Below are 23707 nucleotides of genomic sequence, written 5' to 3'. Positions count from 1 at the left end.
TTGAATGTGATGCAGCTTGGGCCGGCGTGCTCTCGGGAGTTCCATACGAAGGAGAGGTCCACGCTGACGAGCATCACCGTAACAGAAGTGATGGTCGATTGGGCAACTTTTGTTATCCGACGGTTATAAGTTCGGGTGACCTGTCCACGGGCGCGCAAACGCCCGCTCGCGCGTGCGCGGGTGGTGTCTGCGCGCTCACCGCATCGGCTCGCGGGAAAGGGTCGCGCGCTGGTGCGGTGTCGTGTTATGTTCGCCCGGTGATCAAAGTTGACCATCAGTCGTCATTACTCCAGGTGCGGGGTGTAACGAAGTCCTTCGCCGGCGTCCGGGCCTTGCGCGGCGTCGATCTCGATATAGCGCCGGGCGAGGTCCACTGTGTGCTGGGGCAGAACGGTGCGGGCAAATCCACCCTCATCAAGACCCTGGCCGGTGTTCACCGTCCCGACGGAGGTGAGATCCGCTGGCGCGGCGAGGTCGTCGAGATCCCGTCGCCCGAGTCCGCCATCGAGCTGGGCATCGCCACGATGTACCAGGAACTCGACGTCGTCGACGGCCTCACCATCGCGGAGAACATCTTCCTGGGCCATGAACTCGCACGCGGGGGCTTCACCAAGAGGTCGGAGGCCGCAAAGCAGACCACGGCGATCCTGAAGCGCCTCGGGCACGCGAACCTTTCGCCCCATACCGAGGTGGGGTCGCTGAGCGCGGCGAACAAGCAGATCGTGAGTATGGCGCGTGCCCTCTCGCACGACATCAAGCTCATCATCATGGATGAGCCCTCCGCCGTGCTCGACACCGAAGAGGTCAAGAACCTCTTCCACGTGGTGCACGAGCTGACGTCCGAGGGCATTGCGGTGGTCTACATCACCCACCGCCTCGAGGAGATCCGTCAGATCGGCGATCGCATCACCGTCCTGAAGGACGGCCGCACGACCGCCGTGGGCCTCTCGGCGGCCGACACTCCGACTCCCGAACTCATCCGCCTCATGACGGGCCGCGAGGTGGCCAACGTCTTCCCCGAGCGCACGCCGATCGCTGCAGACGCGGCCACCGTGCTCGATGTGAAGGACCTCGCGCTCGACGGCGTCTTCGACGACGTCTCGTTCACGGTGCGGGCAGGTGAGGTCGTCGGACTCGCCGGCCTCGTCGGCTCCGGCCGGTCGGAGATCCTCGAGACGGTCTACGGGGCCCGCAAGGCGACACGCGGCTCGGTCAAGGTCGGAGACAAGACCCTGAAGAAGGGGTCGGTCGTCTCCGCGGTCAACGCAGGCATCGGGCTGTCGCCCGAAGAGCGGAAGAGTCAGGGCCTCGTGCTCGACGAGCCGATCTTCGTGAACATCACGCTGGCATCGATGAAGAAGTTCACCAAGGCCGGGTTCACCGACGACCGCTCCGCTCGGAAGACGGCACTCGAGCAGATCGAAGCGTTCGAGCTGCGTCCGGCCGACCCCGACCGGGCTGCGCGCACGCTGTCGGGCGGCAACCAGCAGAAGATCCTGCTCGCCCGGTGGCTGGTGCACGGAACCCGTGTGCTGCTCCTGGACGAACCCACCCGCGGCGTCGACGTCGGCGCTCGTGCCGAGATCTATACCCTCATCCGTGATCTCGCCGCCGCCGGCAACGCCGTCGTCGTCGTCTCCAGTGAGATCGAGGAGGTGCTCGGACTCGCCGACGTCGTTCTCGTCGTCGCCGACGGTCGCATCCTCCGCACCCTCCCGTCCGACCAGATCGACGAGCACGGAGTGCTCGACCTCGTCATGAAAGGATCCGCCGCGTGAGCGAGCAGATGTCCCCCACCGGGTTGCGAAGCGCCCCTCCTGAGACCGCGGCAACGCCCGTGGACTCCCCTCAGCCCGCATGGCGTCGCGCCCTCTCCGGACCCGTCGGCCGCAACCTCGGCCTCGTCGTCGCGCTCCTGGTCATCGTGATCGTCGGAGCGGTGACGGCGGGCAGCAACTTCGTCGGCGTCGACAACATCCTCGTCATCCTCCGCCAGGCGTCGATCATCGGTGTGATCAGCGTCGGCATGACGCTCGTCATCATCGCCGGCGGCATCGACCTGTCGGTCGGATCGGTGATGGGCCTCGCGTCGGTCGTCGCGGCCCTGGCTGTGGTGCAGGATCTCGCCGACAGCCTCCACTGGGTGGTGATCGTCGTCATCGCGCTGCTGGTCGGCGTCGGCGCAGGCCTCATCAACGGCATCGTGATCGCGTATGGAAACGTCGTGGCGTTCATGGCGACGCTCGCCATGCTCGTTGCTGCGCGCGGTCTCGCGGAGATTCTCGCCGATCGTCGCACGCTCGTCGTCGGCGACCGCGGCTTCCTCGACTTCTTCAACGCCGACATCCTCGGCGTCGACATGCTGATCTGGATCTTTGCTCTGGTCGCAGTGCTCGGGTGGATCCTCCTCAACCGCACCACCTTCGGCCGCCGCACGGTCGCCATCGGCGGTAACCGCGAGGCGGCGCGCCTCGCCGGTATCAACGTCCGGCGGCACACGATGTGGCTCTACGCGATCGCCGGTCTCTGCGCGGGCATCGCCGGCGTCATGATTCTCGCTCGCACCACCGCGGGAAGCTCGACGAACGGCACCCTGTACGAGCTCGACGCGATCGCCGCGGTGGTCGTCGGCGGAACTCTGCTGATCGGTGGCCGAGGAACGATCACCGGCACGGTCTTCGGCGTGCTCATCTTCGCGACGCTGACGAACGTGTTCGTGCAGAACAACCTCACCTCGTCGGTGCAGGCCGTGGCGAAGGGCATCATCATCGTGGTCGCGGTGCTCCTGCAGCAGCGCTTCGCACGGCCGTCCGGAAAGTCGAGCTGAGGCGAACATGTAGCGACGGCGGCCACGCTTCTGCGTGGCCGCCGTCGACTTAACGGCTGAGCGATAGCATCTAGTGATCTACTGAGGGCGTGGCAAGAATGACGACGGACTCCACACAGTCTGTGACAGGCGTGAGCCAGCTGTTCCAGCTGCTCCGCGACGGGGTTCCCCGCACGCGCGCAGAACTTGCGAAATCGACCGGGCTCGCCCGCTCCACGGTCGCGGTGCGGGTGGACGAGCTCATGCGCATGGGTCTGATCACTCCCGTCGCCGACGGTGTCTCCACCGGCGGACGCCCGCCGTCGCAGTTCGCCATCAACCCCGCGGCCAAGGTCGTCGTCGCCGCCGACATCGGCGCGTCGCACGCCACCGTCGCCATCACCGACCTCACCGGTCACGTGCTCGACGAGCATTCCGAGGCGCTCGACGTCGCGCTCGGCCCCGAGCCCGTTCTCACCTGGCTCATCCAGAGCGCCACCGCGCTCCTCTCCGCATCCGGCCGTACCGTCGGCGACGTCGCCGCGATCGGCATCGGTGTGCCCGGCCCCGTCGAGCACTCGACCGGCCAGCCGGTGAACCCCCCGATCATGCCCGGCTGGGACCGCTTCGACATCCCCGGCTGGATCCAGCAGCACCTGCCGATGCCCGTGCCCGTGCTCGTCGACAACGACGTGAACATCATGGCTCTGGGCGAACGCGCCGTCGCCTGGCCCGGGGTCGACCACATCATGTTCGTCAAGGTCTCGACCGGCATCGGCACCGGCATCATCTCGGGCGGCGAGCTGCAGCGCGGCGCGCAGGGCATCGCCGGCGACATCGGACACGTTCAGGTCGCCCGCGGCGCGAACGTGCCCTGTCAGTGCGGCAACCGCGGCTGCCTCGAGGCGCTGGCCTCCGGTCCCGCGATCGCGCGCGCGCTGCGCGAGCAGGGCATCGACGCCCACACCGGCAGCGACGTCGTCGACCTGGTCAAGCGCGGCAATATCGACGCCATCCAGGCGGTGCGCCAGGCCGGGCGCGACATCGGCGAGGTGCTCACGACCTGCGTCAGCCTGATGAACCCCTCGATCATCGCGATCGGCGGATCCATGGCGCGGGTGGGCGAGCACCTCATCGCCGGCGTGCGGGAAGTCGTCTACACGCGTTCCACCCCGCTGGCCACCGAATACCTCTCGATCGTTCAGTCGATCGCCGCCGAGCGGGCCGCCGTGCTCGGCGCCAGCATGCTCGCGGTGGAGCACGCGCTCTCGCCCGAGGCCCTCAGCAGCGGTTTCATCTCGTCCTGAGGCGGCAGCGCCGCATCCGTCGGTCTTCGTCATCGGAGGAGATCGCGGTTTCTGAGGGGCGCGCTCGCGGTCCTCTCCATCGGTCAGCGCAGCACCGTCGTGTGCTGGGGTGAGACGACCGGCGACCCTCGTCCTCAGAGGTGGATATCTCCTCCGAAGCGGCGAGCTGAGGAGCGGGCGCGCGCCGGGCGACGCGCCGTAGACATGGTGCACCTGCGGCGCGGAGTGTCCCTCCCCGCGCCGCAGGTGTGTCTGGGGGACTCGCTCAGGGCGAGCCGGGCGTCGCGCCGCTGCCGGCGGGCACGGGGGCCGTGCCGTCGGTCGTCTCGGGCGTGGCGAGCTCGGCCTTCGCGGCGGCGACGGCCTCGTCGATCGCGCGCTGGTGCTGCGCCTTGGCGCTCTTGTGCGCGCGGATCCGCCAGTAGACGAGTGCGGCGATGACCAGGAGGATCGCCAGCACCGTCCAGGGGACCGCGGCGGTGGCGGCCGATCCGTTCGAGACGAGGGGCTCCGGGAGGACCGCGTCGGTCGTGATGCCGGGGGAGACGACCGTCGACGTCGCGGTGACCTCCGCGGTGAGCAGCGCCAGCGGCGGCACGGAGGCGAGTTCGACGGTGCGCTCGATGGAGCTGCGGGGGAGCAGGTCGGGGACCTCTTCGGCGGCGGTGACAGGGGCCCACCCGAACGGGCCGGCGACAGATACGTTCACGTCGGGCGAGAGGCGGGTGTTGCCGTCGTTGACGAGCGTGTAGGTGACCGTGGCTGCTCCGCCGGCGATGGGGTTCGCAGTGCCGTGGTAATCGACCGCGACGTTCGTCACGGACAGTGCGGGCGCGAGGTCGCCCAGGACGCGGAGGTGGATGCGGGAGCCGAGGCGCCGCTCGGTGATCGTGCCGTCGTCGCCCGTCACGAGCATGGAGGCGACGACCCCGGCGGCGTAGTCGCCCGGTGAGGCGTCGGCGGGAACGGCGACGGTGAAGGGGATTTCGACCGTTTCGCCGCTGGCGAGCGCCAGCTGGGGGACGTCGATGTCGACCCAGCTGCCGAGCTCTGTGGAGGGCTCGCCGCCGGCGAGGATGTCGAGGGTTCCGTCGGCGGTGAGGAATCCGTCGGCCGCGTAGACGCCGAGGTCGATCGGATCGACGCTGCGATTCGTGACGATGAGGGCGTCGCCGACGGTGCCGCCGGGGGTGAGTTCGTAGGCGAAGTTGGGGCGGCCGGTGCCCTGTGCGGTATCGGCCGGGCGGACGCTCCACGACACGGTCGTCTCGTACGACGGGTCGGCGGTGGTCTGCGCGAAGGCGGCGGCGCCGGGGGCGGTCAGGGCCAGGAGGAGGCCGAAGACGACCGCGAGGAAGCCGCGGTGCCGTCGAGGGAGGGGGGAGGGGGACAGGGTCGCCTGGGACATGGCGGGGGCTCGCTTTCGAAAAAGGGATCCCGCCCCGGCCGACGACTCGACGTCGCCGACCGGGGCGGGAGGGGGTGATCAGCCGAGGACAGTCAGCGTGACCGTTGCGGTGTAGGTGCCGCGGGGGGTGTCGAGCGGAAGCTTGAGCTCGAGGTCGGCGCCGACGAGCGACGAGCCGCGGGTGTGACCTGCGTCCGCCTGTGCCAGCGTGCGTGCCGCGGACAGTCCGTCGCCGCTGTCGAAGCCCGAGGGGACAGCGGGGCCGGCAACGGCTCCACCCTCGGATTCGAAGACCTCGGGCATCCAGCCGAGGTACTTGCTCGAGACGGCCGCGCCGCCCGCGGTGAAGTCCGAGACCTGCGCGGTGATCGACCACGCCGGGTTGTCGCGACGCGTGTCCTGGATGCGGATCGGCACGATCTCGCCGTCGGCGAAGTAGTGGTCGAGACGCTCCTCGGCCACACCGAGGTCGACCAGGTTGGACGTGCCCTCGAGCGACCAGGTCAGCTCGCCGTCGCCCTGCTCGGGAACGGTGACCGCGATCGACTGGTCGCCGTCGGCCTGCCCGGGCGCCTCGCCCGTGTAGTCGCCGGTGACCGAACCGGCGAGGACGCCGGTGCCGAAGGCCGCTGCGGGGGTGTTGCCGTCGAGGGCGATGCCGCCGTACACCGTCGTCGAGGCGACCCGGAGGTTCGCCGTGTTGCCGGTGAGCGAGAGGCCGCCTCCGATGGTGTTGCCGAACGAGTCGGCCACGCCGTCGGCGTCGGCACCGATGAGCACGTCGCGCGAGCTGCCGCTCACCGAGACACCGCCCTTGACGATGGCGCCGAAGACCGAGACGCCGAAGTCGGAGCCGTCGATCGAGACGTCGCCGTCCACCGAGGTGCGGAGGAGGTCGACGTACGTGGCCGCCAGGGTGTTCAGCGAACCGGTGACGGTGCTGTCGGTGACCTCGACGTCGATGCCGCCGGCTTCGACCGACCCGCCGACCGCGAGGTCGTTGAGGTAGAGGAAGCCGCCGCGGGTGTCGGCCGAATAGGCGACGATGTCGCCGGCGACGCTGGTGCCGTCGATCGACACGCCGTAGGCGTCGGTGGCGATGACGTCACCGGTCACGGTGACCGACGTGGCGTCGAGCCAGCCGTCCTCCTCGACGATGATGTCGCCCTCGACCGTGCCACCGCCGATGACGCAGTCGACGCCGGCCGGGACGGTCAGGGTGCCCGCGACGGTCTGGCTGCCCAGGTCGCCGGAGCAGGTCAGGTCGGCCGCGTAGGCGGGGACGGCGACGAGGCTGCCCCCGACGACGACGAGCGCGACCGTGGACGCTTTGATCAGGTTTCTCATGTGATGTCCTTGGTCTCTCAGCCGCGCAGCGCGGCGATCTTGTCGTAGCTGCGGTCGGCGTTGGCGAGCGAGTTGCCTCCCGGGTTCAGCGGGACGGTGGAGGCGTTGTCCTGCTCGAACACGCCGTAGCGCTGACCGCGGTCGCGGAGCACCGACAGGAACGCCGTGTAGTCGATGTTCCCGGCGCCGAACTCGACGATGTCGTAGCCGTTGGTGCTGGCCGTGTTGGTCTTGCCGTCCTTGAGGTGGAGGATCGGGAAGCGCCGCGGGTCGCGCTTGATGTAGTCGATCGGCTCGACGCCGGGGTAGAGGTACTTGCCCACGTGCGCCCAGTAGACGTCCATCTCGAAGAACACCAGGTCGGGGTCGAAGCCGTCCCAGAGCAGGTCGTAGACGCGCTCGTTCGTGTCGGTCGTGAAGTTCCACTCCTGGGCGTGGTTGTGGGCGTAGAGCTTGATACCGGCGGCCTTCGCCTTGGCGCCCATCGCGTTCCATGCTGCGATCGCGGTGGTCCACTGCTCCTTCGGGAGCGGCCCGCCGTATCCTCCGGCGATGGGTCCGCCCTGGCCGAGGTGCGGCATGCCGATCACGTTCGCGATCTCCAGCTGCGCGTCGATGTTGCCCGCGTTCAGGTTGACGTGGGCGCCGACGGCGCGCAGGCCGTTGTCGTCGAGCAGCTGACGGATCTGAGCCGGCGTGATGGCGCCGTTCTGGCCCTGGGTGTACCCGGCGAACTCGACTTCCGAGTAGCCGATGTTGGCGAGCTCCTCGAACACGGCACGGAAGCCCAGCGAGCTGACCTTGTCGCGGATCGTGTAGAGCTGGATGCCGATGCGGTTGACGGGCACGAGGCGCTTGCCGGCGGTGACGGTCGGGAGGGCGGCCTTCGTGCCGAAGGCGGATGCTGCGGAGGCGGCCGGTGCGGCCGCGGCACCGATGCCGACGGCGACCGACGATGCGGCCAGTGCCTTCAGCAGGGTCCGACGGCTCATCGGCTGGGCCGACACCGTCGGGTGCGCGTGATCGTGGTGGTGACTCATGACTCTCCTTCGAGGTGGGTCCGCCCGGTGGGCCCGGGGGCGGCCGGGGTGGTGAGGGGTCGCACCGGGAGTGCGACCCCTCACCGAGTTGTTACTTCTTGACGGTCAGGCTGGCTGTCGCCGTGCTCTTGGCGATGCCGGTCGAGCCGTCGTACGCCGCCTGCACCTGGTAGGTGCCGGCCGTGCTGAGCTTCGGCAGCGTCACGGCGACGTCACCTTCCGCGTTCAGCGTGCCGGTGACCGTCGCGACGACCGCGCCGTTTCGACGCACCGTGACCGTGGCGGTTCCCGACGGGACGATGCCCGTCGACGACTCCACCGAGATGGTCGCGGTGGCTGCCACGGCGGGCTTCACCGGGTTCGGCGCGACGACGACCTCGGTCGTCGAGCGTGCCTGCGACACGATGAGGCGGCCCGTCCCCGCGGAGGTCTTGAAGACCTCGTCGGCTCCGTAGGTGGCACGCAGGGTGTGCGTGCCGACCGGGAGATCCTGCGGGAGCGTGATGGTCGCCTTGCCCTCGGCATCGAGCGTTCCGCGTCCGACCTCGGTCGTGCCCACGGAGAGCACGACCTCACCGGTGGGAACGCCGCCTTCGCCGGTGACCGCCACGACCACGTCGCCCGGGGCGCCGTAGGTGGCGCGCGGCGAGCCGAGCGTCACCAGCGTCCGGGAGTCGACCGTCGGCTCGTTCGGAGCGTCGAGATCGATCGTGAACGACACCGAGCCCACCTGCGACACGTTGCCGCCGGCGTCGGTCGCCCGGTAGCGGAGGTCGTAGACACCGTTCGCCGAGAACGTCGCACCGTACTGCTGGTTCGCGCTGAGGGTGGTCCACGTCGCACCGTTGTCGCGCGAGTACTGCACGCTCTGGAGGGCGCCGTTGTCGACCGGCCGGAGCGAGAAACGCACCGGCACGTTGTACACGCCGCCGACACCGGCAGGTGCTGCCGGGGCGAGGGTGTGCGTCACCGTGGGAGGCGTCACGTCGGCAGCGCCGGCGCCGACCATCTTCACCGAGTCGACCGCGAGCTCGTCCGCCGAGGTGACGAACAGGGCGCCCGATCCTTCGGGAGCGTCGAACGTGATCGAGACGTCCTGCCAGCCGGAGCCGCCGGGGATCGTCGCGGTCGCGAACGGTGCCGTATCGGCCGCGCCCCAGCGCAGCTGGACCTCGCCGCCGCCGTTGGCGCGCACGACTGCCCCGTCGATGCCCGAGAAGTTCACGGGATCGTACTTGAGGAAGTCGCCCGAACCCAGGCCGCGGATGGCGTTGCCGCCCGAGGCCCCCGAGTCGGCGTAGGTGACGACGCCCTGGCGCTGGATGGCGTGCTCGGCCTGCTGCGTCTTCGGGTTGAGGCGGATCGATGCCTCGCCCGTCGCCGGCGGGAGGCCGTTCGCGCCCTTGTCGGTGTACGTCACCACGACGGCGCCGTACAGCAGCGCGCCGGGCCCGTGCTCGGGCGAGTTCGGGTCGGTGCGGAACGATCCCGTGCATCCCGTGCCCGAGGACTCGGGGTGGGCGTGCTCGTCGTGTCCGAGACCGTACGTCCACGCGACCTTGGTGCAGTCGGTCGCGGTGCCGTCCTCAGCATCCGCCGTCGTGATCTTGAACGGAACCGCCTGGCCCCAGTCGAAGAACGCGCCGTTGCCGGGGAACTCGATGGTGACCTCGGGTGCCTGGTTGCCGACGGAGATCGTCTGCGACGTGAGGCTGAACTTGCCCTGCGGGTCGGAGACGCGCAGACGTGCGGTGTAGTTCGCGATGGTCGTGTAGGTGTACGACGTGGTCACGCCGGTGGCGTCGAACGTGCCGTCGCCGTCGAAGTCCCACTCGTAGGTGAGTGCTTCACCCTCGGGGTCGGTGGATCCCGATGCGTCGAACTGCACCGTGAGCGGAGCGGACGACGACGAACGCGGGGTCGCCGTGTAGCGCGCCTGGGGCGACTTGTTGCCCGCGACGTAGTCGATCCGGTACAGGCCGGCATCCGGGTTCGCCCGGAAGTAGCCGTCTCCGTACTCGAGCACGTACATCGATCCGTCGGGACCGATCTCCATGTCGGTGGGGTTGTCGTGGATCGGCTGACCGTTGGAGCTCAGCGCGGCATTGGGGAGGAAGTCCTCGATGGCCCCGACCGTGAAGTCGTCCCAGTTCACGGAGAACGCCGCGATGTAATCCTGAGACCACTCGCCCATGAACGCCTTGCCGTCCCAGTGCTGCGGCAGCTTGGTGGTCGAGGGGTTCGACTCGTCGTAGTGGTAGACGGGTCCGCCCATCGGCGCCTGGCCCGAGCCGGTGCCGAAGTTCACGAGCTCGTCGCGCGGCTGGTCACCCGGGTTGTCGCCGTAGTAGAGCGTTGCCGCCCGTGCGGCGGGGAGCTCGGTGAGACCGGTGTTCCATCGGGAGTCGTTGACCAGGTTCTCGGGGTCGAAGAACGCCCCGGGGGTCGCGGTGGCGAAGTCCCAGTCGTTGTAGGCGAAGTTGTCGGCGTGGACGTAGGGCCACCCGGCGTTGTGCGGCTCGTCGAGACCGACGACGTTCCACTCGACGTAACCCATGGGGCCGCGGCCGGCGCCGGCCGCGACGGCCTTGGAGGCGTCGGGGCCGTAGTCGCCCCAGCTGAGGGAGTTCGTCTCGGGGTCGACCTCGATGCGGAACGGGTTGCGCACACCCATCACGAAGATCTCGGGACGGGTCAGCTCGGTTCCCGGGGCGAACAGGTTGCCCTCGGGGATCGTGTACGTGCCGTCGGGCTCCACGTGGATGCGGAGGATCTTGCCGCGCAGGTCGTTGGTGTTGCCGGCGCCGCGACGGGAGTCGAACCCGGGGTTCATTCCGGGCGCGTCGTTGTTCGGCGCGAAGCCGTTCGAACCCGGGGTGCTCGCCGGGGTGTTGTCACCCGTGGAGAGGTAGAGGTTGCCGTCGGCGTCGAAGTCGATATCGGCCCCGACGTGGCAGCACTGGCCGCGCTGCACCTCGACGTCGAGGATCTTCTGCTCGCTGGCGATGTCGAGACTGGAGCCGTTCCAGGTGAAGCGGGAGAGGCGGTTCACGCCCACCCACCGATCCCAGTACGACTCGTCGGCTCCTGCGGGCAGGCTGTTGGGCGCGTTGCCCACCGGGGTGTCGGCGACTCCGTCGCCGTCGGCGTCGATGGGCGAGTAGACCAGGTAGACCCAGTTGTTGTTCTCGAAGTCGGGGTCGAGTGCGACGGTCTGAAGGCCGTCCTCGGAGTTGATGTAGACGGGGATCGTGTTGACCGTCTTCGTGACACCGGTGGCGGGGTCTGTCAGACGCAGATCGCCGTTACGAGCGGTGTGGAGCACCTTCTTGTCGGGCATCACCGCGAGGTCGATGGGCTCGCCGACGTTCTTCGTCAGCAGCACCTTCTCGTAGTTCGACCAGTCGAGCGCTGCTGCGGTGTCATCGGGGGTCGTGACGGGGGGAGTGGTGCCTGGTTCTTCCGTGACGGGCGGGTGGTCATCGCCCTCGTGGGCGTACGCGGGCAGAGCGCCCGCACCCAGGGCCGTCAGCGCGAGGGCGCCGATGGCGAAAGAGGCTACGGCGCGCTGGCGCCGGCTCTGCCGCCGGGAAATAAGATTCATCGTGAAACAGCTCCTGTTTTGCGAGTTCGAGTTGTTTTCACCGGGTCGTCACCAGCCGGTCCAACGGCTTCGCGTGGCGACCCGGGCCTAAGCCCGCGCGGAGTCCTCCGCGCGCCATGTCCTCCACTCCTCGTCGAGTTGGGGCAGGCCGGGCCGCGGGACGCAGCGAAACGAACCGTGGGGCCTGCGGGGGGTCGAGCGCTCGGTCCGTCTATGAGCGAGCTGCTCAGTCGTCATCATGACGGATGTTCCAACAGCGGTCAATCAAAAGGTGACGAATAACCGGTAACAAGACTCTCATCTACTCGTATCTTGTAAATGTCCGTCGTCGCGCATAGCATCGGCCCCGTTGCCGTCGGAGCCTCCCAACGCTCCGTCGCCGTCTCGATCTTTCGGGCGATGTCGCCCGCAGCCCAAAGGAGGGCCCCATGCTTCACGGACTGACCGGATGGCATCTGCTCATCGTTCTCGCCGTCATCCTTCTCCTCTTCGGCGCGGCCAAACTGCCGGCGCTCGCGAAGAGCGTCGGGCAGTCCGCCCGCGTCTTCAAGGGTGAGATGAAGGCGATGAAGTCGGAGGATGAGAGCGTCGCGGCCGCACCTGCGCCTGCGCCTGGAGTGGCGGCGGCCCCGCACGCCGCCTCCGACGCCGGCGACCGCGCGTCGACGCGCTGAGATAAGAGGTGTCCGCGCCCCTGCGGGCGTCGGCCGCCGAGAAGAAGGCGCACCGCCGCGATCGGCGCATGTCGCTGGGCGGCCACCTGGTCGAACTGCGCAAGCGGCTCATGATCGCCGCGTTCGCCCTCGTGCTCGGGATGGTCGGCGCCTTCATCTTCACCGACGCCGTGATCCACCTCATCACCGAACCGATCCGCGTCGTCGCGGCATCGCGGGGCGATGACTTCGCCGTCTTGAACTTCGACACTGTGACGAGCGGGTTCGATCTGCGCATGCGGATCGCCTTCGCCATCGGCATCCTCGCCTCGGCGCCCATCTGGCTGTGGCAGATCTGGGCGTTCATCATGCCCGGGCTGAGCCGGTCGGAGGTTCGCTACACCGTCGGTTTCCTCGCCGCCGCGATCCCGCTCTTCTTCGCCGGCTGCGCCTCGGGTCTGGCGATCGTTCCGCACATCGTCGAGCTCATGGCCACCTTCGTGCCCGAGCAGGGGGCTCAGTTCTATACGGCGTCCTTCTACTACGACTTCGTGTTCAAGCTCCTGATCGTCGTCGGAGTCGCGTACGTGCTGCCGGTGTTCCTCGTCGCTCTGAACCTCGCCGGCGTGATGAGCGGGCGTGAGATCCTTCGCGGCTGGCGCATCGCCATCCTCGTGGCCACGCTCTTCGCGGCCCTGGCCACACCCGCAGCCGATGTCATCTCGATGCTGATGCTGGCGGGAGTGCTGAGTGCTCTCTTCTTCGCGGCGGTGGGGGTCTCGCTGATCCTCGATCGCCGGAAGGCGAAGGCGCTGCCCGTCGTGCCCGATCGTTCGGAGCTTCAGGCATGACCTTCGGCCTGACGTTCGAGAAGCTCATCCTGATCGGTTTCCTCGCCGCGATGCTCATCGGTCCCGCTCGACTGCCCGTCTACGCGGCAGGCCTTCGCCGTGTCGTCGACCGCGCCACGGTGTTCGCGCGATCCGCCGAGGGCCGCCTCCGAGAGGAGCTCGGACCCGAGTTCACCGACAGCGATTGGCGTCAGCTCGATCCCCGTCGGTTCGACCCGCGTCGCATCGTGCGCGAAGCCCTCATCGCCGAGACGGAGGCGCCGTCGGCGGCGGAGGGTCGGCATCGGGGCGCCGCCCCGGTGCCGGTGGAGCCGTCGGCGGGTCGGCGGGCCGTCGGCGAGGGCGACACGCGGGCCTGAGTCGACGCATCCGTCAGACCAGGCGTGCGGAGGTCGGCCGGAACGACGAAGGGCGGGACGAGATCGTCTCGCCCCGCCCTTCACCGTGTGGTGCGTGTCAGCCCTCGAAGAGCGACAGCGTGATCGTCGCGGCGTAGCTGCCGGGGGCGACCGTGCCGGGGGTGCGCAGCGTCAGCTCGGCGTTGGCGGAGTAGGAGCCGGGCGCGGCCGCGGCGGCGTTGTCGGCCAGGGCGAGCAGCTCCTGGTCGTCGCCGAACCCGGAGCCGAACGGTGCGCCGGGGAGCACTTCGTCGCCCTCGCTGACGAGCGCGGGGTCGCCCGCGGTGATCGCCGGAGCCCAGCCGAAGGCGTCGGCCGCGAGGATGTCGGGCTGGTCGGCGTCACCGGTGAAGTCGGTGATCGAGCCGAGCACGTACCAGAACGCCTCGGGATCGACGTCCTCGGCGAGGCGGGTATCGGTGACCGTGACCGTCGGGAGCGTCCCGGTGAAGACCCGGTCGGTTCCGATCGAATCCGTCTCGGTGAGGGCGGCGGACTCGCCGGCCACGGTCAGGGCGAGGGCTCCCGGTTCAGCGTTCGGTTCGATCTCGACGCTGACGTCGACGGAGTCCTCGGTCGCGGCGATGGCTGCACCGGAGCCGAGGGCGGTGAGGATGCCGATGCCGAGCGCGGCGACGCCGATGCGTGCGCCCAGCCCGTTGCGGGTGGAGGTCATCATGGTTCAGCTCCGTTCTGCGGTCGTCGCGACGACGGCCCGCGAGGGTGCGACCGACGGGTCGGCCGCGATGTGTTCGATGGGCGGGGCAGCGGTGCGCAGCCCGGTGAACGGGATGCCGACCGTCGAGACGGTGGGCATCGATGACGAAATCGTCTCGTGGCCGCGCTGTCACGAAGGTCGGTGTACTCGGGTTCGATGTGACAGTAGTCGGCAGACTGACAACCGTCAAGCAGAAGTTGCCGGAATGGCATCAAATGTTCTTCTGGTCGCGGAATGCCGAAAACACAGGTCTCGATCCGCCTCTGAGCGAAGGATCGTCGTCTGCAGATCCTCGGTCCGACCTCGCAGCCGGGAGCGAAACACCATTCACCTGACAGGTTTTGTAGACAACGCGGCAAAAGTTGCCTACGATGACGACGCCCGTTCTCGCCGCTGTTTGTCTCGGCACTCGCGCGCGGGGCGGCAATGACCCAAAGGAGCAAAGATGCCCGAATCTGCTGTCTTGTCCGGCACTCGCCGGCGCAGCACTCGCCGAGCGGCGAGATCCCTGATCGCGGTGGCGCTCGGCAGCGTGCTGGTCGCCGCCGGCGCGATCGTTCCCGCCTCCGCGGCGGACCTGCCTCGCCAGGACCAGGGTGTGACGCTGCGGACCTACTACACCCCGCCCCTCACCCAGCTCTGCACGCTGAAGTCCGGCCAGACCCCGAACGTCGACAAGCTGATGTCGAACATCAACTACTCGACCGACGAGGACTTCGGCGGCAACGACAACTTCATCTCCCACGTGACGGCGAACCTCACCGTCGAGACCCCCGGGGCCTACACGTTCCGCCTGAGCAGCGACGACGGATCGCGCATGACGCTCGACGGCAAGCTGCTGATCGACAACGACGGCCTGCACGGCACCGAAGCGGTCGAGGGCACCACCACCCTCGACGTCGGCGTCCACGACCTCTTCGTCGAGATGTTCGAGGCCACGAACGGCCAGGCGCTGAAGCTCGAATGGAAGGTCCCCGGGACGTCTTCGTTCGTTCTCGTGCCCACCAGCGCTCTGAGCACAGAGGCCGGTGTCGTGCGGGTGACCGCCCCCGGCACCAAGTACTGCGAGGGCAGCACCGACTCCGCCGGAGACGGTCTGCGCCTCGACGCGGTCAACCCCAACTACTCCCTCGTGAACCTGCGCCCGGAGGGCTTCACCCCGAAGGTCTCGGGCCTGGCGTTCCTCGGCGACAAGCTGGCCGTCCTCACCACCGGCTCGGTCAACTCGGGCGGCTGGGACACGTCGAAGCCCGGCGAGGTGTACCTCCTCGACGGCGTCCAGACGGCCGCCGGCCCCCAGGACGTGACCTACAAGAAGGTCGCCGACGGACTGCTCAACCCCATGGGCATCGATGTGATCGACGACAAGATCTACGTATCGGAGCGCTACCAGCTCACCGAGCTCAGCGACCCCGACGGTGACGGCCTCTTCGACGCCAAGCGGAAGGTCGCCGAGTACCCCTCGGGCAACAACTTCCACGAGTTCGCGTTCGGCCTCATCCACGACGACGAGAACTTCTACGTGAACCTCTCGGTCGCCATCAACAACGGCGGGGCCACCACCAACCCGCAGCCGGCGAAGAACCGCGGCACGTCGGTCGCGATCAACCGCACCACGGGGGAGCTCACCTATATCGCCGGTGGACTGCGCACGCCTAACGGCGTCGCCTTCGGCCCCGAGAACGAGCTGTTCGCGATGGACAACCAGGGCGCATGGCTTCCGTCCAACAAGCTGGTGAACATCAAGCCGGGTCGCTTCTTCAACCACTTCACCACCGACATCGACGGCAAGCCGGGCCTGTTCGACGACCAGCCCGTCACCCAGCCCGTCGTCTGGATCCCGCAGAACGAGATCGGCAACTCCCCGAGCACGCCGATCATGCTCAAGGACGGTCCTTTCGCCGGCCAGATGATGTTCGGCGACGTGACCTACGGCGGTCTGCAGCGCGCCTTCCTCGAGAAGGTCGACGGTGAGTTCCAGGGTGCGGTGTTCCGTCACTCCGCCGGGTTCGAGGTCGGGGTCAACCGCGTCATCGAGGGCCCGGACAAGTCGCTCTACATCGGCGGCACCGGCGAGGGCGGCAACTGGGGTGAGGCGGGCAAGCTCACCTACGGCCTCCAGAAGCTGGTTCCGAACACGACCCCGAGCGCGTTCGACATGACCTCGATGAAGGTCGTCGAAGGCGGATTCCAGATCGAGTACACCGAGCCCATCTCGGACGAGACGGTCGCCAACATCTCGAAGGCCTACCAGGCCAAGCAGTGGCGCTACCTGCCCACCTCCACCTACGGCGGACCCAAGCTCGACGAGGAGGTGCTGAGCGTCTCCGGCGCCCAGGTCTCCGACGACAAGCGCACGGTCACGCTGCAGATCGAGGGACTGAAGCAGGACCGCGTGGTCTACATCCGTTCGCCGCGTCCGTTCGAGGCGGCCTCGGGCAACGACCTGTGGAGCACCGAGGCCTGGTACACGCTGAACTCGCTGCCGGGCTACGTCTCGCCGGCCGACCGCGGCTGGTACGAGGCCGAGGAGGCGACGCTCACCGGCGGCGCCAAGGTCGACTGGGAGCACAGCGGATACTCCGGTGCCGGTTTCGCTGGCGGCATGTGGAACGCGGGATCGGCCTTCACGTTCACCGTGGACTCCGAGACGGCGGGCAACTTCCCCGTGAACGTGCGGTACTCGAACGGGCCCAACCCCGCACCCGGGGCGAAGGACGTCGGTCTCTACGTCAACGGCACCAAGGTCGACAACTGGACGTTCCCGTCGACCGGTGACTGGAAGACCTGGAGCACGATCACCCGCAACCTCGACCTCGTCGCGGGGGCGAACAGCATCGCCCTCAAGTACGAGACGGGTAACAAGGGAAACATCAACGTCGACGTCCTGTCGATCGGCTCGGCCACCGACATCTGCGCCCCGGCACAGATCGAAGACGGCTACCGCGGCATGTTCGACGGCACGCTCGCGAGCCTCGACGACTGGCGCATGGCCGGACCCGGTGGGTTCGGACGCCAGGACGACTGCAGCATCCGTGGTGAAGGCGGCCTGGGTCTGCTGTGGAACCGCACCGAGCAGTTGACCGACTACAGCCTGAAGCTGGACTGGAAGCTCGTCGCCGACCACAACGGTGGCGTGTTCGTCGGGTTCCCGAACCCGGGCAACGACCCGTGGGTCGCGGTGAACCAGGGGTACGAGATCCAGATCGACGCGACGGATGCGGCGGATCGCACCACGGGCGCGATCTACACCTTCCAGGGGGCGAACGCGGAGGCCGTCGAGGCGTCGCTGAACCCCGTCGGTTCGTGGAACGGCTACGAGATCGTCGTGAAGGGGAAGAACATCAAGATCTACCTCAACGGCACCCTCGTGAACGACTTCACGAGCACGGATCCGAACCGCCTTCTCGAGGACCGCTTCATCGGCGTCCAGAACCACGGCGGCGGTGAGGCGGTGTCGTACCGCAACATCCGCGTCAAGGATCTGACCGCTCCGGCGCCCCTGTCGGTGAGCGCGACCAGCGAGGTCCGCTGCATCGCCGGGAAGGGATCGCTGACGGTTCGTGCCACGAACTCCGATACGGTTCCTGTGGACGTCACGCTGACGTCCGCGTACGGCGAGAAGGTCGTCAAGGCGGTGAAGCCCGGCGCCACGGTGGCTCACACCTTCACCACCCGCCAGGCCTCCGTCCCGGCAGGATCGGCGACGGTCGCAGCGACAGGCGACAGCAGGACCGGCGAGGCGACGACCGCCTACGCCGCGAAGAGCTGCCGCTAGGCGCAGAGAACCTCGCCCTCCGGTGGCGGACCTCGTGTCCGCCACCGGAGGGTCTCCTTTTGCCCCGTCAGTCCGGGAGGACCCCATGCTCGCCACCCTCGGCCGCGCCACCGTTCGGCGCCGTTTCCTCTTCCTGGGCGTGTGGGGTCTCCTCATCGTCATCGGGGCGGTCTTCGCCGGTGACGTCTTCGATCGGATGACGTCGGTCGACGACGCACCCGCCGGCGCCGAGTCGCTGATCGCCCAGGAGCGCCTGGACCAGCTTGACCCCGAAGGAGAGCTCGTCACGGCCGTGATCGCGGGGGAGGACTTCTTCTCTCCCGCGCTGCGCGAGAGCGCGACGTCGGTGCTGACCGGCATCCGGGAGGTTCCGGGAGTGGTCGACGTCTCAGACGCCTACACCTCCGGTGGCGCGATCGGAGATGACGGTCGATCGTCGCTCGTGGTGGTCGAAATCGACCGCGCACTCGAGGGGGAGGCCGCCCTCGCGGTGGCCGCGGAGGTCTCCGAGCGTCTCCACACGATCGCCGCCCCCGAGGTGCTCGTCGGAGGGCAGCTGCTCGCCGAGCAGGCCTTCGTCGATCGCGCCCTCACCGACGCCGCGATCGGCGAGGGGATCGCCATCGTCGTCCTGCTCGTCGTCCTCGTCATCGTGCTGGGCGGCTTCCGCGTCGGCATCCTGCCCATCGTGGTCGCTCTGGCGTCCATCGTGGTGACGCTCCTGGTGCTCGGGGCCGTGGTCGCGGTCATGCCCGTCAACGAGTTCGCGGTCAACATCGTCACGATCCTGGGTCTGGGCCTGGCAGTGGATTACAGCCTGCTCGTGATCATGCGCTTCCGCGAGGAGCGGCAGAACGACCCCGATGCGCCGCTCGAGCTCCTGATGACCCGCACGGTGGCCTCCGCCGGCAGGGCCGTCCTCATCTCGGGTCTCGCCGTGTTCATCGCCCTCGTCGGCGTGCTCCTCCTGGGTGACCCCCTGCTGTCGGGTATGGCGCTGGGCGGCGCGATCGTGGTGGTGTTGTCCACCGCGGCGGGTCTCGCGCTGCTTCCGCCGGCGCTCGCCGTGGTGCACCGGCACCTTCCGGCCCGGGGGGTCCGCACGTGGGCGCGGCCGTGGTCGCGCCCGGACGCGTCGGCATCGCGGGGCTGGCTCGCACGCTCCGCCGGTCTCGCCCAGCGTCGGCCGGTCGCGGTCGTCATCGGCGCCGTTGTCGTCCTCCTCGCCCTGGCCGCCCCCCTCTCCTCCCTCGCACTCGACAGCTCCGACATCCGCTCGCTGCCGCCGGCGGCCGAGGAGCGCCGCGCCTACGAGGCGACGACGACGGGCTTCGCCGGGTTCGGCGTCGAGCCGGTGACGGTCGTCGTCGACGGCGCGGTCGGCGACCCCGCCGTCGTCGCCGTCCTCGACCGCATCGCCGCGTCGCCCGATGTCGCCGACGCCGATCTCGTCGCCGACCTTCCGGGGGACGTCACCGCCGTCGATTTCACCCCGGTCGGCGACAGCGCGACGAGCGCGGCCGCGCAACGCCTGGTGCACGAGGCGCGGGCGGTCGACACCGACCTGACCGTGCAGGTGACCGGCCCCGCGGCGGCCCTCGTCGACACGCAGGAGCATCTGCTGCAGCGCATCCCGCTCGCCGTCGGCGTCGTCGCCGTGGCCAGCTTCGCGCTGCTGTTCGCCCTGACCCGGTCGGTCATCGTTCCGGTGAAGGCGCTGCTTCTCAGCATCCTCACCATGACGGCGACGCTGGGGGTGCTCGTCATGATCTTCCAGTGGGGCTGGGGGAGTGCGCTCCTCGGGTTCGAGCCGGTGGGCACCCTCGACGTGACCACGCCGCTGTTCATCGGGCTTCTCGCGTTCGGACTCACGATGGACTACGAGGTCTTCCTGCTCGCGCGCATCCGCGAGAGGTGGGTCGAGCGTGACCCCGCCGTCGATCCGCGCGCGGCGAACGCCGAGGCCGTGAGGTACGGGATCACGCAGACCGGCCCCGTGGTGACCACCGCCGCTCTGGCGATCTGCATCGTGTTCCTGGGCTTCGCGGTCGGCGAGCTCGTCGCGATGAAGGAGATCGGCATCGGGATGCTGGTGGCCGTGCTCTTGGACGTGACGCTCATCCGCGGGCTGCTGCTGCCGGCGGCCATGACGCTCCTCGGCCGCGGGAACTGGTGGCCGTCCGCCGGTGCCCGCAGGCATGATCCCGATGCGCGCGTCATCCGCGTACCGGAACCCGCCAAGATGTGACCCTCCCCCCTCCCACCCACGTCGAAAGCCCAGAACACCCGGAGCACGCGGGATGCGCGTCCGGGTGTTCTGGGCTCTCGGGGCCGAGCGGATGCGGCGGGGCTCCGCTACCGCGTGAGGATGAGGGCGTCGCCCTGGCCGCCCCCGCCGCAGAGGGCGACGGCGGCAGTGCCCGAGCCGCGACGGACGAGCTCGTGCGCGGCGTGCACGACGAGGCGGTTGCCCGATGCGCCGATCGGGTGACCGATCGCGATCCCGCCGCCGTGGATGTTCACGACGTCGTCGGAGAGACCGAGCTCGGCCTGCGAGCGCGCGACGACGGCGCCGAACGCCTCGTTGATCTCGACGACGTCGAGGTCGGCGGCGACGATGCCCTGCCTCGCCATCGCCGCCTCGATGGCACGCGCGGGCTGTTCGTGCAGGGAGTTGTCGGGTCCGGCCACCTGCCCGTGGGCGCCGACGACGGCCAGGACCGGCCAGCCGTTCTCGGCGGCGTGCGAGCGGGTCGTCAGCACGACCGCCGACGCCCCGTCGGAGATCGGGGAGGAGTTGCCGGCGGTGAGCGACCCGCCGGCGGCGAAGGCGGGGCGCAGGCCCGCGAGCGTCTCGACGGTGGTGTCGGGGCGGATGCCCTCGTCGCGCGACACGACGACCGGGGCGCCCTTGCGCTGCGGCACTTCGACGACCGCGATCTCCGCGTCGAACACTCCGGCCTCCTGCGCCGCGGCCGCGCGCTGGTGCGAGCGGGCGGCGACAGCATCCTGAGCCTCGCGGCTCACGGCGAACCGCTCGTTCGCGCGCTCGGTGGAGGCGCCCATGCTCTCGTTGTCGGTCGCGTCGGTGAGCCCGTCGTGCGCCATGTGGTCGAGAGCCTCGACCGACCCGTAGGCCCACCCCTCGCGCGAGCCCATCAGCAGGTGCGGCGCGCGGCTCATCGACTCCATGCCGGCCGCGACCACCACCTTCGCGTCTCCGGCGTCGATCATGCGTTTGGCGTCGATCACGGCGGTGAGCCCCGACAGGCACACCTTGTTGATCGTCGCGGCGTGGACGCCCCAGGGGATGCCGGCCCCCCGCGCCGCCTGGCGGGCAGGATTCTGCCCCGCTCCCGCCTGCAGCACCTGGCCGGCGAGTACCGCGTCGACCGCGTCGGCGGGCACGGAGCCGCGCTCGAGGGCCGCGCGTATCGCGATCGAGCCGAGCTCGGTGGCGGAGAGCGAAGACAGCTGCCCTTTCAGGCGCCCCTGCGGGGTGCGAGCGGCGGAAACGAGAACGACGTCGTCCGTGGTCATGCGTTCACCCTAAGCGCGTCGGCGACGATGAGGCGGGCTCCGTCGCCGCCACGACCTCGTCGACCGCGACCCCGGGGCGGAGCCCCACGTCCCGCCCGCTGACGTCCCCGCCGCCGGGTGCGTAGGCTCTCCCTATGCACGGCGAATACAAGGTACCCGGCGGCAAGCTCGTCGTCGTCGACCTCGACAACGTCAACGGCCGCATCTCGGGGTTCCACCTCGCAGGCGACTTCTTCCTCGAGCCCGACTCCGCGCTCGACGACATCGACGCGGCGGTGAACGGCCTCGCCGTCGAGTCCGACGTGCCGACGATCGCCGCCGCGATCCGCGCGGCGTTGCCCGAGGGCGCTCAGCTGCTCGGCTTCACGCCGGAGTCGGTCGCCACGGCCGTCCGCCGCGCCCTCATCACCGCCCCCGGGTGGAAGGACTTCGAGTGGGAGGTGCTGCACGACAAGCCCGTCTCGCCGCGCATGAATCTCGCCCTCGATGAGGTGCTCACCACTCGCGTCGGCGACGGCCGGCGCCGGCCCAGCCTGCGCCTGTGGGAGTGGGACGAGAGCGCCGTCGTCATCGGTTCGTTTCAGTCGTATCGCAACGAGGTCGACCCGGCGGCCGCCGCCCGCCACGGCTTCGACGTCGTGCGACGGATCTCGGGTGGCGGGGCGATGCTCATGGCCGCGAACTCGATCGTGACGTACTCGCTCTACGTGCCGGCCTCGCTCGTCGCCGGCATGACCTTCGCCGACTCCTACGCGTTCCTCGACGACTGGGTGCTGCAGGCGTTGCAGTCGCTCGGCATCGACGCGACCTACCAACCGCTCAACGACATCGCCGGGCCCCACGGCAAGATCGGCGGTGCCGCGCAGAAGCGACTCGCCAACGGCGGCGTCCTGCACCACGCGACCCTCAGCTACGACATGGACGGCCAGACGCTGACCGAGGTGCTGCGGATCGGCCGCGAGAAGCTCAGCGACAAGGGCACGGTCTCGGCCGCCAAGCGGGTCGATCCGCTGCGCAGCCAAACCGGCCTTCCGCGCGAGCAGATCATCGACCGCTTCATCTCGACGTTCTCCACCCTGTACGGAGCCGTACCCGGCCGCATCAGCGACGAGGAGTACGCCGAGGCCGAGGCGCTCGTGGCATCGAAGTTCTCGAGCGACGCCTGGCTGCACCGGGTGCCGTGACCTCCGGCGCCGCCCTCCCCGGATCGGTGCAGATCTACTCGGGAGACAACCTCGCCGCCGCCGCGGCCCTGGCCGACGGCGCCTTCACGCTGGTCTACCTCGACCCGCCCTTCAACACCGGGCGCACGCGCGAGCGCGCGGTCGAGACCGCCCGCACGTGGGCGCCGGCGCCCACCCCCGACGAGGCTGCGCCCGATACGGCTGCGGCTGCGCCCGGTACGGCTGCGGCTGCGTCCGGTACGGCTGCGGCGTCGTCTGCAGTCACAACTCAGGATGAACCCGGGGCGGCAGCGGCAGAGACCGCGGAATCACGCGAGCGCGACGCCGAGGTCGCAGCATCCGTCCTGAGTACGGGCGAGGATGCCGCGCAGACCATCGTGTGGCGCGGGTTCCACGGGCGCGAGTACGAGCGGCTGCGCGGAGATCTGCGGGCCTACGACGACCGGTTCGACGACTACTGGGGGTTTCTGGAGCCGCGGCTGGTCGAGGCATGGCGGCTGCTCGCCGACGACGGCACCCTCTACCTCCACCTCGACTACCGCGAGGCGCACTACGCCAAGGTGCTGATGGATGCCCTGTTCGGGCGCGAGCGGTTCCTGAACGAACTCATCTGGGCCTACGACTACGGGGCGAAGACCCGCCGGCGGTGGCCGACGAAGCACGACACGATCCTCGTCTACGTGAAGAACCCGCAGCGCTACCACTTCGACTCCGAATCGGTCGACCGCGAGCCCTATATGGCGCCGGGTCTGGTCACCGCCGAGAAGGTGGCGCGGGGCAAGCTCCCCACCGACGTGTGGTGGCACACGATCGTGCCGACGACCGGGCGCGAGAAGACCGGTTATCCGACGCAGAAGCCGGAGGGCATCCTCCGACGCATCGTGCAGGCGTCGAGCCGCGAGGGCGATCACGTGCTCGACCTCTTCGCCGGCAGCGGCACCACCGGGGCGGTCGCCGCGGCCCTCGGTCGGCACGCGGTGCTCGTCGACGACAATCCCGCCGCCGTCGCGGTCATGCGCGAGCGGATACCGCACGCGACCGTGGTCGAGGTCGCCTCCGCCCCCGTAGCCTGA

At 69.2% G+C, this 23707-nt stretch carries 17 protein-coding genes; 10 read left to right on the top strand and 7 right to left on the bottom strand.

Annotated elements, in window-relative coordinates; translation table 11 throughout:
* Positions 1 to 293: 293 nt before the first annotated feature.
* From DEA06_RS10835 to DEA06_RS10825, 3 genes are all read left to right on the top strand, one after another.
* On the top strand, positions 294 to 1778 hold the full coding sequence (locus tag DEA06_RS10835; protein WP_116648013.1) for a sugar ABC transporter ATP-binding protein: 1485 nt from the start codon (positions 294 to 296) through the stop codon (positions 1776 to 1778).
* Positions 1779 to 1786: 8 nt separating this feature from the next.
* Positions 1787 to 2827, top strand: a complete 1041-nt coding sequence (locus DEA06_RS10830) for an ABC transporter permease (protein WP_116648211.1) — start codon at positions 1787 to 1789, stop codon at positions 2825 to 2827.
* Positions 2828 to 2925: 98 nt separating this feature from the next.
* Positions 2926 to 4113, top strand: a complete 1188-nt coding sequence (locus tag DEA06_RS10825; protein WP_116648012.1) for an ROK family transcriptional regulator — start codon at positions 2926 to 2928, stop codon at positions 4111 to 4113.
* Between the two features lie 265 nt (positions 4114 to 4378).
* Here the strand turns inward: DEA06_RS10825 and DEA06_RS10820 are convergent, their stop codons facing one another.
* From DEA06_RS10820 to DEA06_RS10805, 4 genes are all read right to left on the bottom strand, one after another.
* Entirely contained in the window at positions 4379 to 5521 is a 1143-nt protein-coding gene (locus tag DEA06_RS10820) for a hypothetical protein (RefSeq protein WP_116648011.1), read from the bottom strand.
* Positions 5522 to 5599: 78 nt separating this feature from the next.
* Positions 5600 to 6868 carry a hypothetical protein gene (locus DEA06_RS10815; protein WP_116648010.1) on the bottom strand — a complete coding sequence of 423 codons (1269 nt, stop codon included), beginning with the start codon at positions 6866 to 6868 and terminating at the stop codon, positions 5600 to 5602.
* Positions 6869 to 6885: 17 nt separating this feature from the next.
* Positions 6886 to 7908, bottom strand: a complete 1023-nt coding sequence (locus DEA06_RS10810; protein ID WP_240606915.1) for a sugar phosphate isomerase/epimerase — start codon at positions 7906 to 7908, stop codon at positions 6886 to 6888.
* A 91-nt stretch (positions 7909 to 7999) separates the two neighbouring features.
* Positions 8000 to 11512, bottom strand: a complete 3513-nt coding sequence (locus DEA06_RS10805; RefSeq protein ID WP_116648009.1) for a PQQ-dependent sugar dehydrogenase — start codon at positions 11510 to 11512, stop codon at positions 8000 to 8002.
* Between the two features lie 428 nt (positions 11513 to 11940).
* Here DEA06_RS10805 and tatA point away from each other — a divergent pair, with 428 nt between their 5' ends.
* The 3 genes from tatA (at position 11941) to DEA06_RS10790 (ending at position 13375) form a co-directional block, all read left to right on the top strand.
* Entirely contained in the window at positions 11941 to 12186 is a 246-nt protein-coding gene (tatA, locus tag DEA06_RS10800) for a twin-arginine translocase TatA/TatE family subunit (RefSeq protein WP_116648008.1), read from the top strand.
* 68 nt (positions 12187 to 12254) lie between these two features.
* Positions 12255 to 13016, top strand: a complete 762-nt coding sequence (tatC, locus tag DEA06_RS10795; protein ID WP_116648209.1) for a twin-arginine translocase subunit TatC — start codon at positions 12255 to 12257, stop codon at positions 13014 to 13016.
* Entirely contained in the window at positions 13013 to 13375 is a 363-nt protein-coding gene (locus DEA06_RS10790) for a Sec-independent protein translocase TatB (RefSeq protein WP_116648007.1), read from the top strand. The genes tatC and DEA06_RS10790 overlap by 4 nt, the downstream gene beginning before the upstream one ends.
* A 97-nt stretch (positions 13376 to 13472) precedes the next feature.
* Here the strand turns inward: DEA06_RS10790 and DEA06_RS10785 are convergent, their stop codons facing one another.
* Both DEA06_RS10785 and DEA06_RS16915 read right to left on the bottom strand, forming a co-directional pair.
* Entirely contained in the window at positions 13473 to 14093 is a 621-nt protein-coding gene (locus tag DEA06_RS10785; RefSeq protein ID WP_116648006.1) for a hypothetical protein, read from the bottom strand.
* Positions 14094 to 14096: 3 nt separating this feature from the next.
* Positions 14097 to 14231 (bottom strand): hypothetical protein, encoded by a 135-nt coding sequence (locus tag DEA06_RS16915; protein WP_276308350.1) that lies wholly within the window; start codon positions 14229 to 14231, stop codon positions 14097 to 14099.
* A gap of 346 nt (positions 14232 to 14577) precedes the next feature.
* On the opposite strand from DEA06_RS16915, the gene DEA06_RS10780 reads away from it, so the two are divergent.
* On the top strand, positions 14578 to 17910 hold the full coding sequence (locus DEA06_RS10780; protein WP_116648005.1) for a family 16 glycoside hydrolase: 3333 nt from the start codon (positions 14578 to 14580) through the stop codon (positions 17908 to 17910).
* Positions 17911 to 17995: 85 nt separating this feature from the next.
* Positions 17996 to 20158 (top strand): MMPL family transporter, encoded by a 2163-nt coding sequence (locus DEA06_RS10775; protein WP_116648004.1) that lies wholly within the window; start codon positions 17996 to 17998, stop codon positions 20156 to 20158.
* A gap of 107 nt (positions 20159 to 20265) precedes the next feature.
* On the opposite strand, the gene DEA06_RS10770 is transcribed toward DEA06_RS10775, so the two are convergent.
* The gene (locus DEA06_RS10770; RefSeq protein ID WP_116648003.1) at positions 20266 to 21450 is read right to left on the bottom strand and encodes an acetyl-CoA C-acetyltransferase; all 1185 of its coding nucleotides are present in this window, start codon (positions 21448 to 21450) and stop codon (positions 20266 to 20268) included.
* 134 nt (positions 21451 to 21584) lie between these two features.
* Here DEA06_RS10770 and DEA06_RS10765 point away from each other — a divergent pair, with 134 nt between their 5' ends.
* Entirely contained in the window at positions 21585 to 22634 is a 1050-nt protein-coding gene (locus DEA06_RS10765; protein ID WP_116648002.1) for a biotin/lipoate A/B protein ligase family protein, read from the top strand.
* Positions 22631 to 23707: a site-specific DNA-methyltransferase gene (locus DEA06_RS10760; protein ID WP_240606914.1), complete on the top strand. Its 1077-nt coding sequence runs from the start codon at positions 22631 to 22633 to the stop codon at positions 23705 to 23707. Before DEA06_RS10765 ends, DEA06_RS10760 begins: the two co-directional genes overlap by 4 nt.

Origin of the sequence: Microbacterium sp. Gd 4-13, assembly GCF_003095395.1 — a bacterium.
Classification (GTDB): Bacteria; Actinomycetota; Actinomycetes; order Actinomycetales; family Microbacteriaceae; genus Microbacterium.
This window is presented reverse-complemented; position numbering and strand designations above follow the sequence as displayed.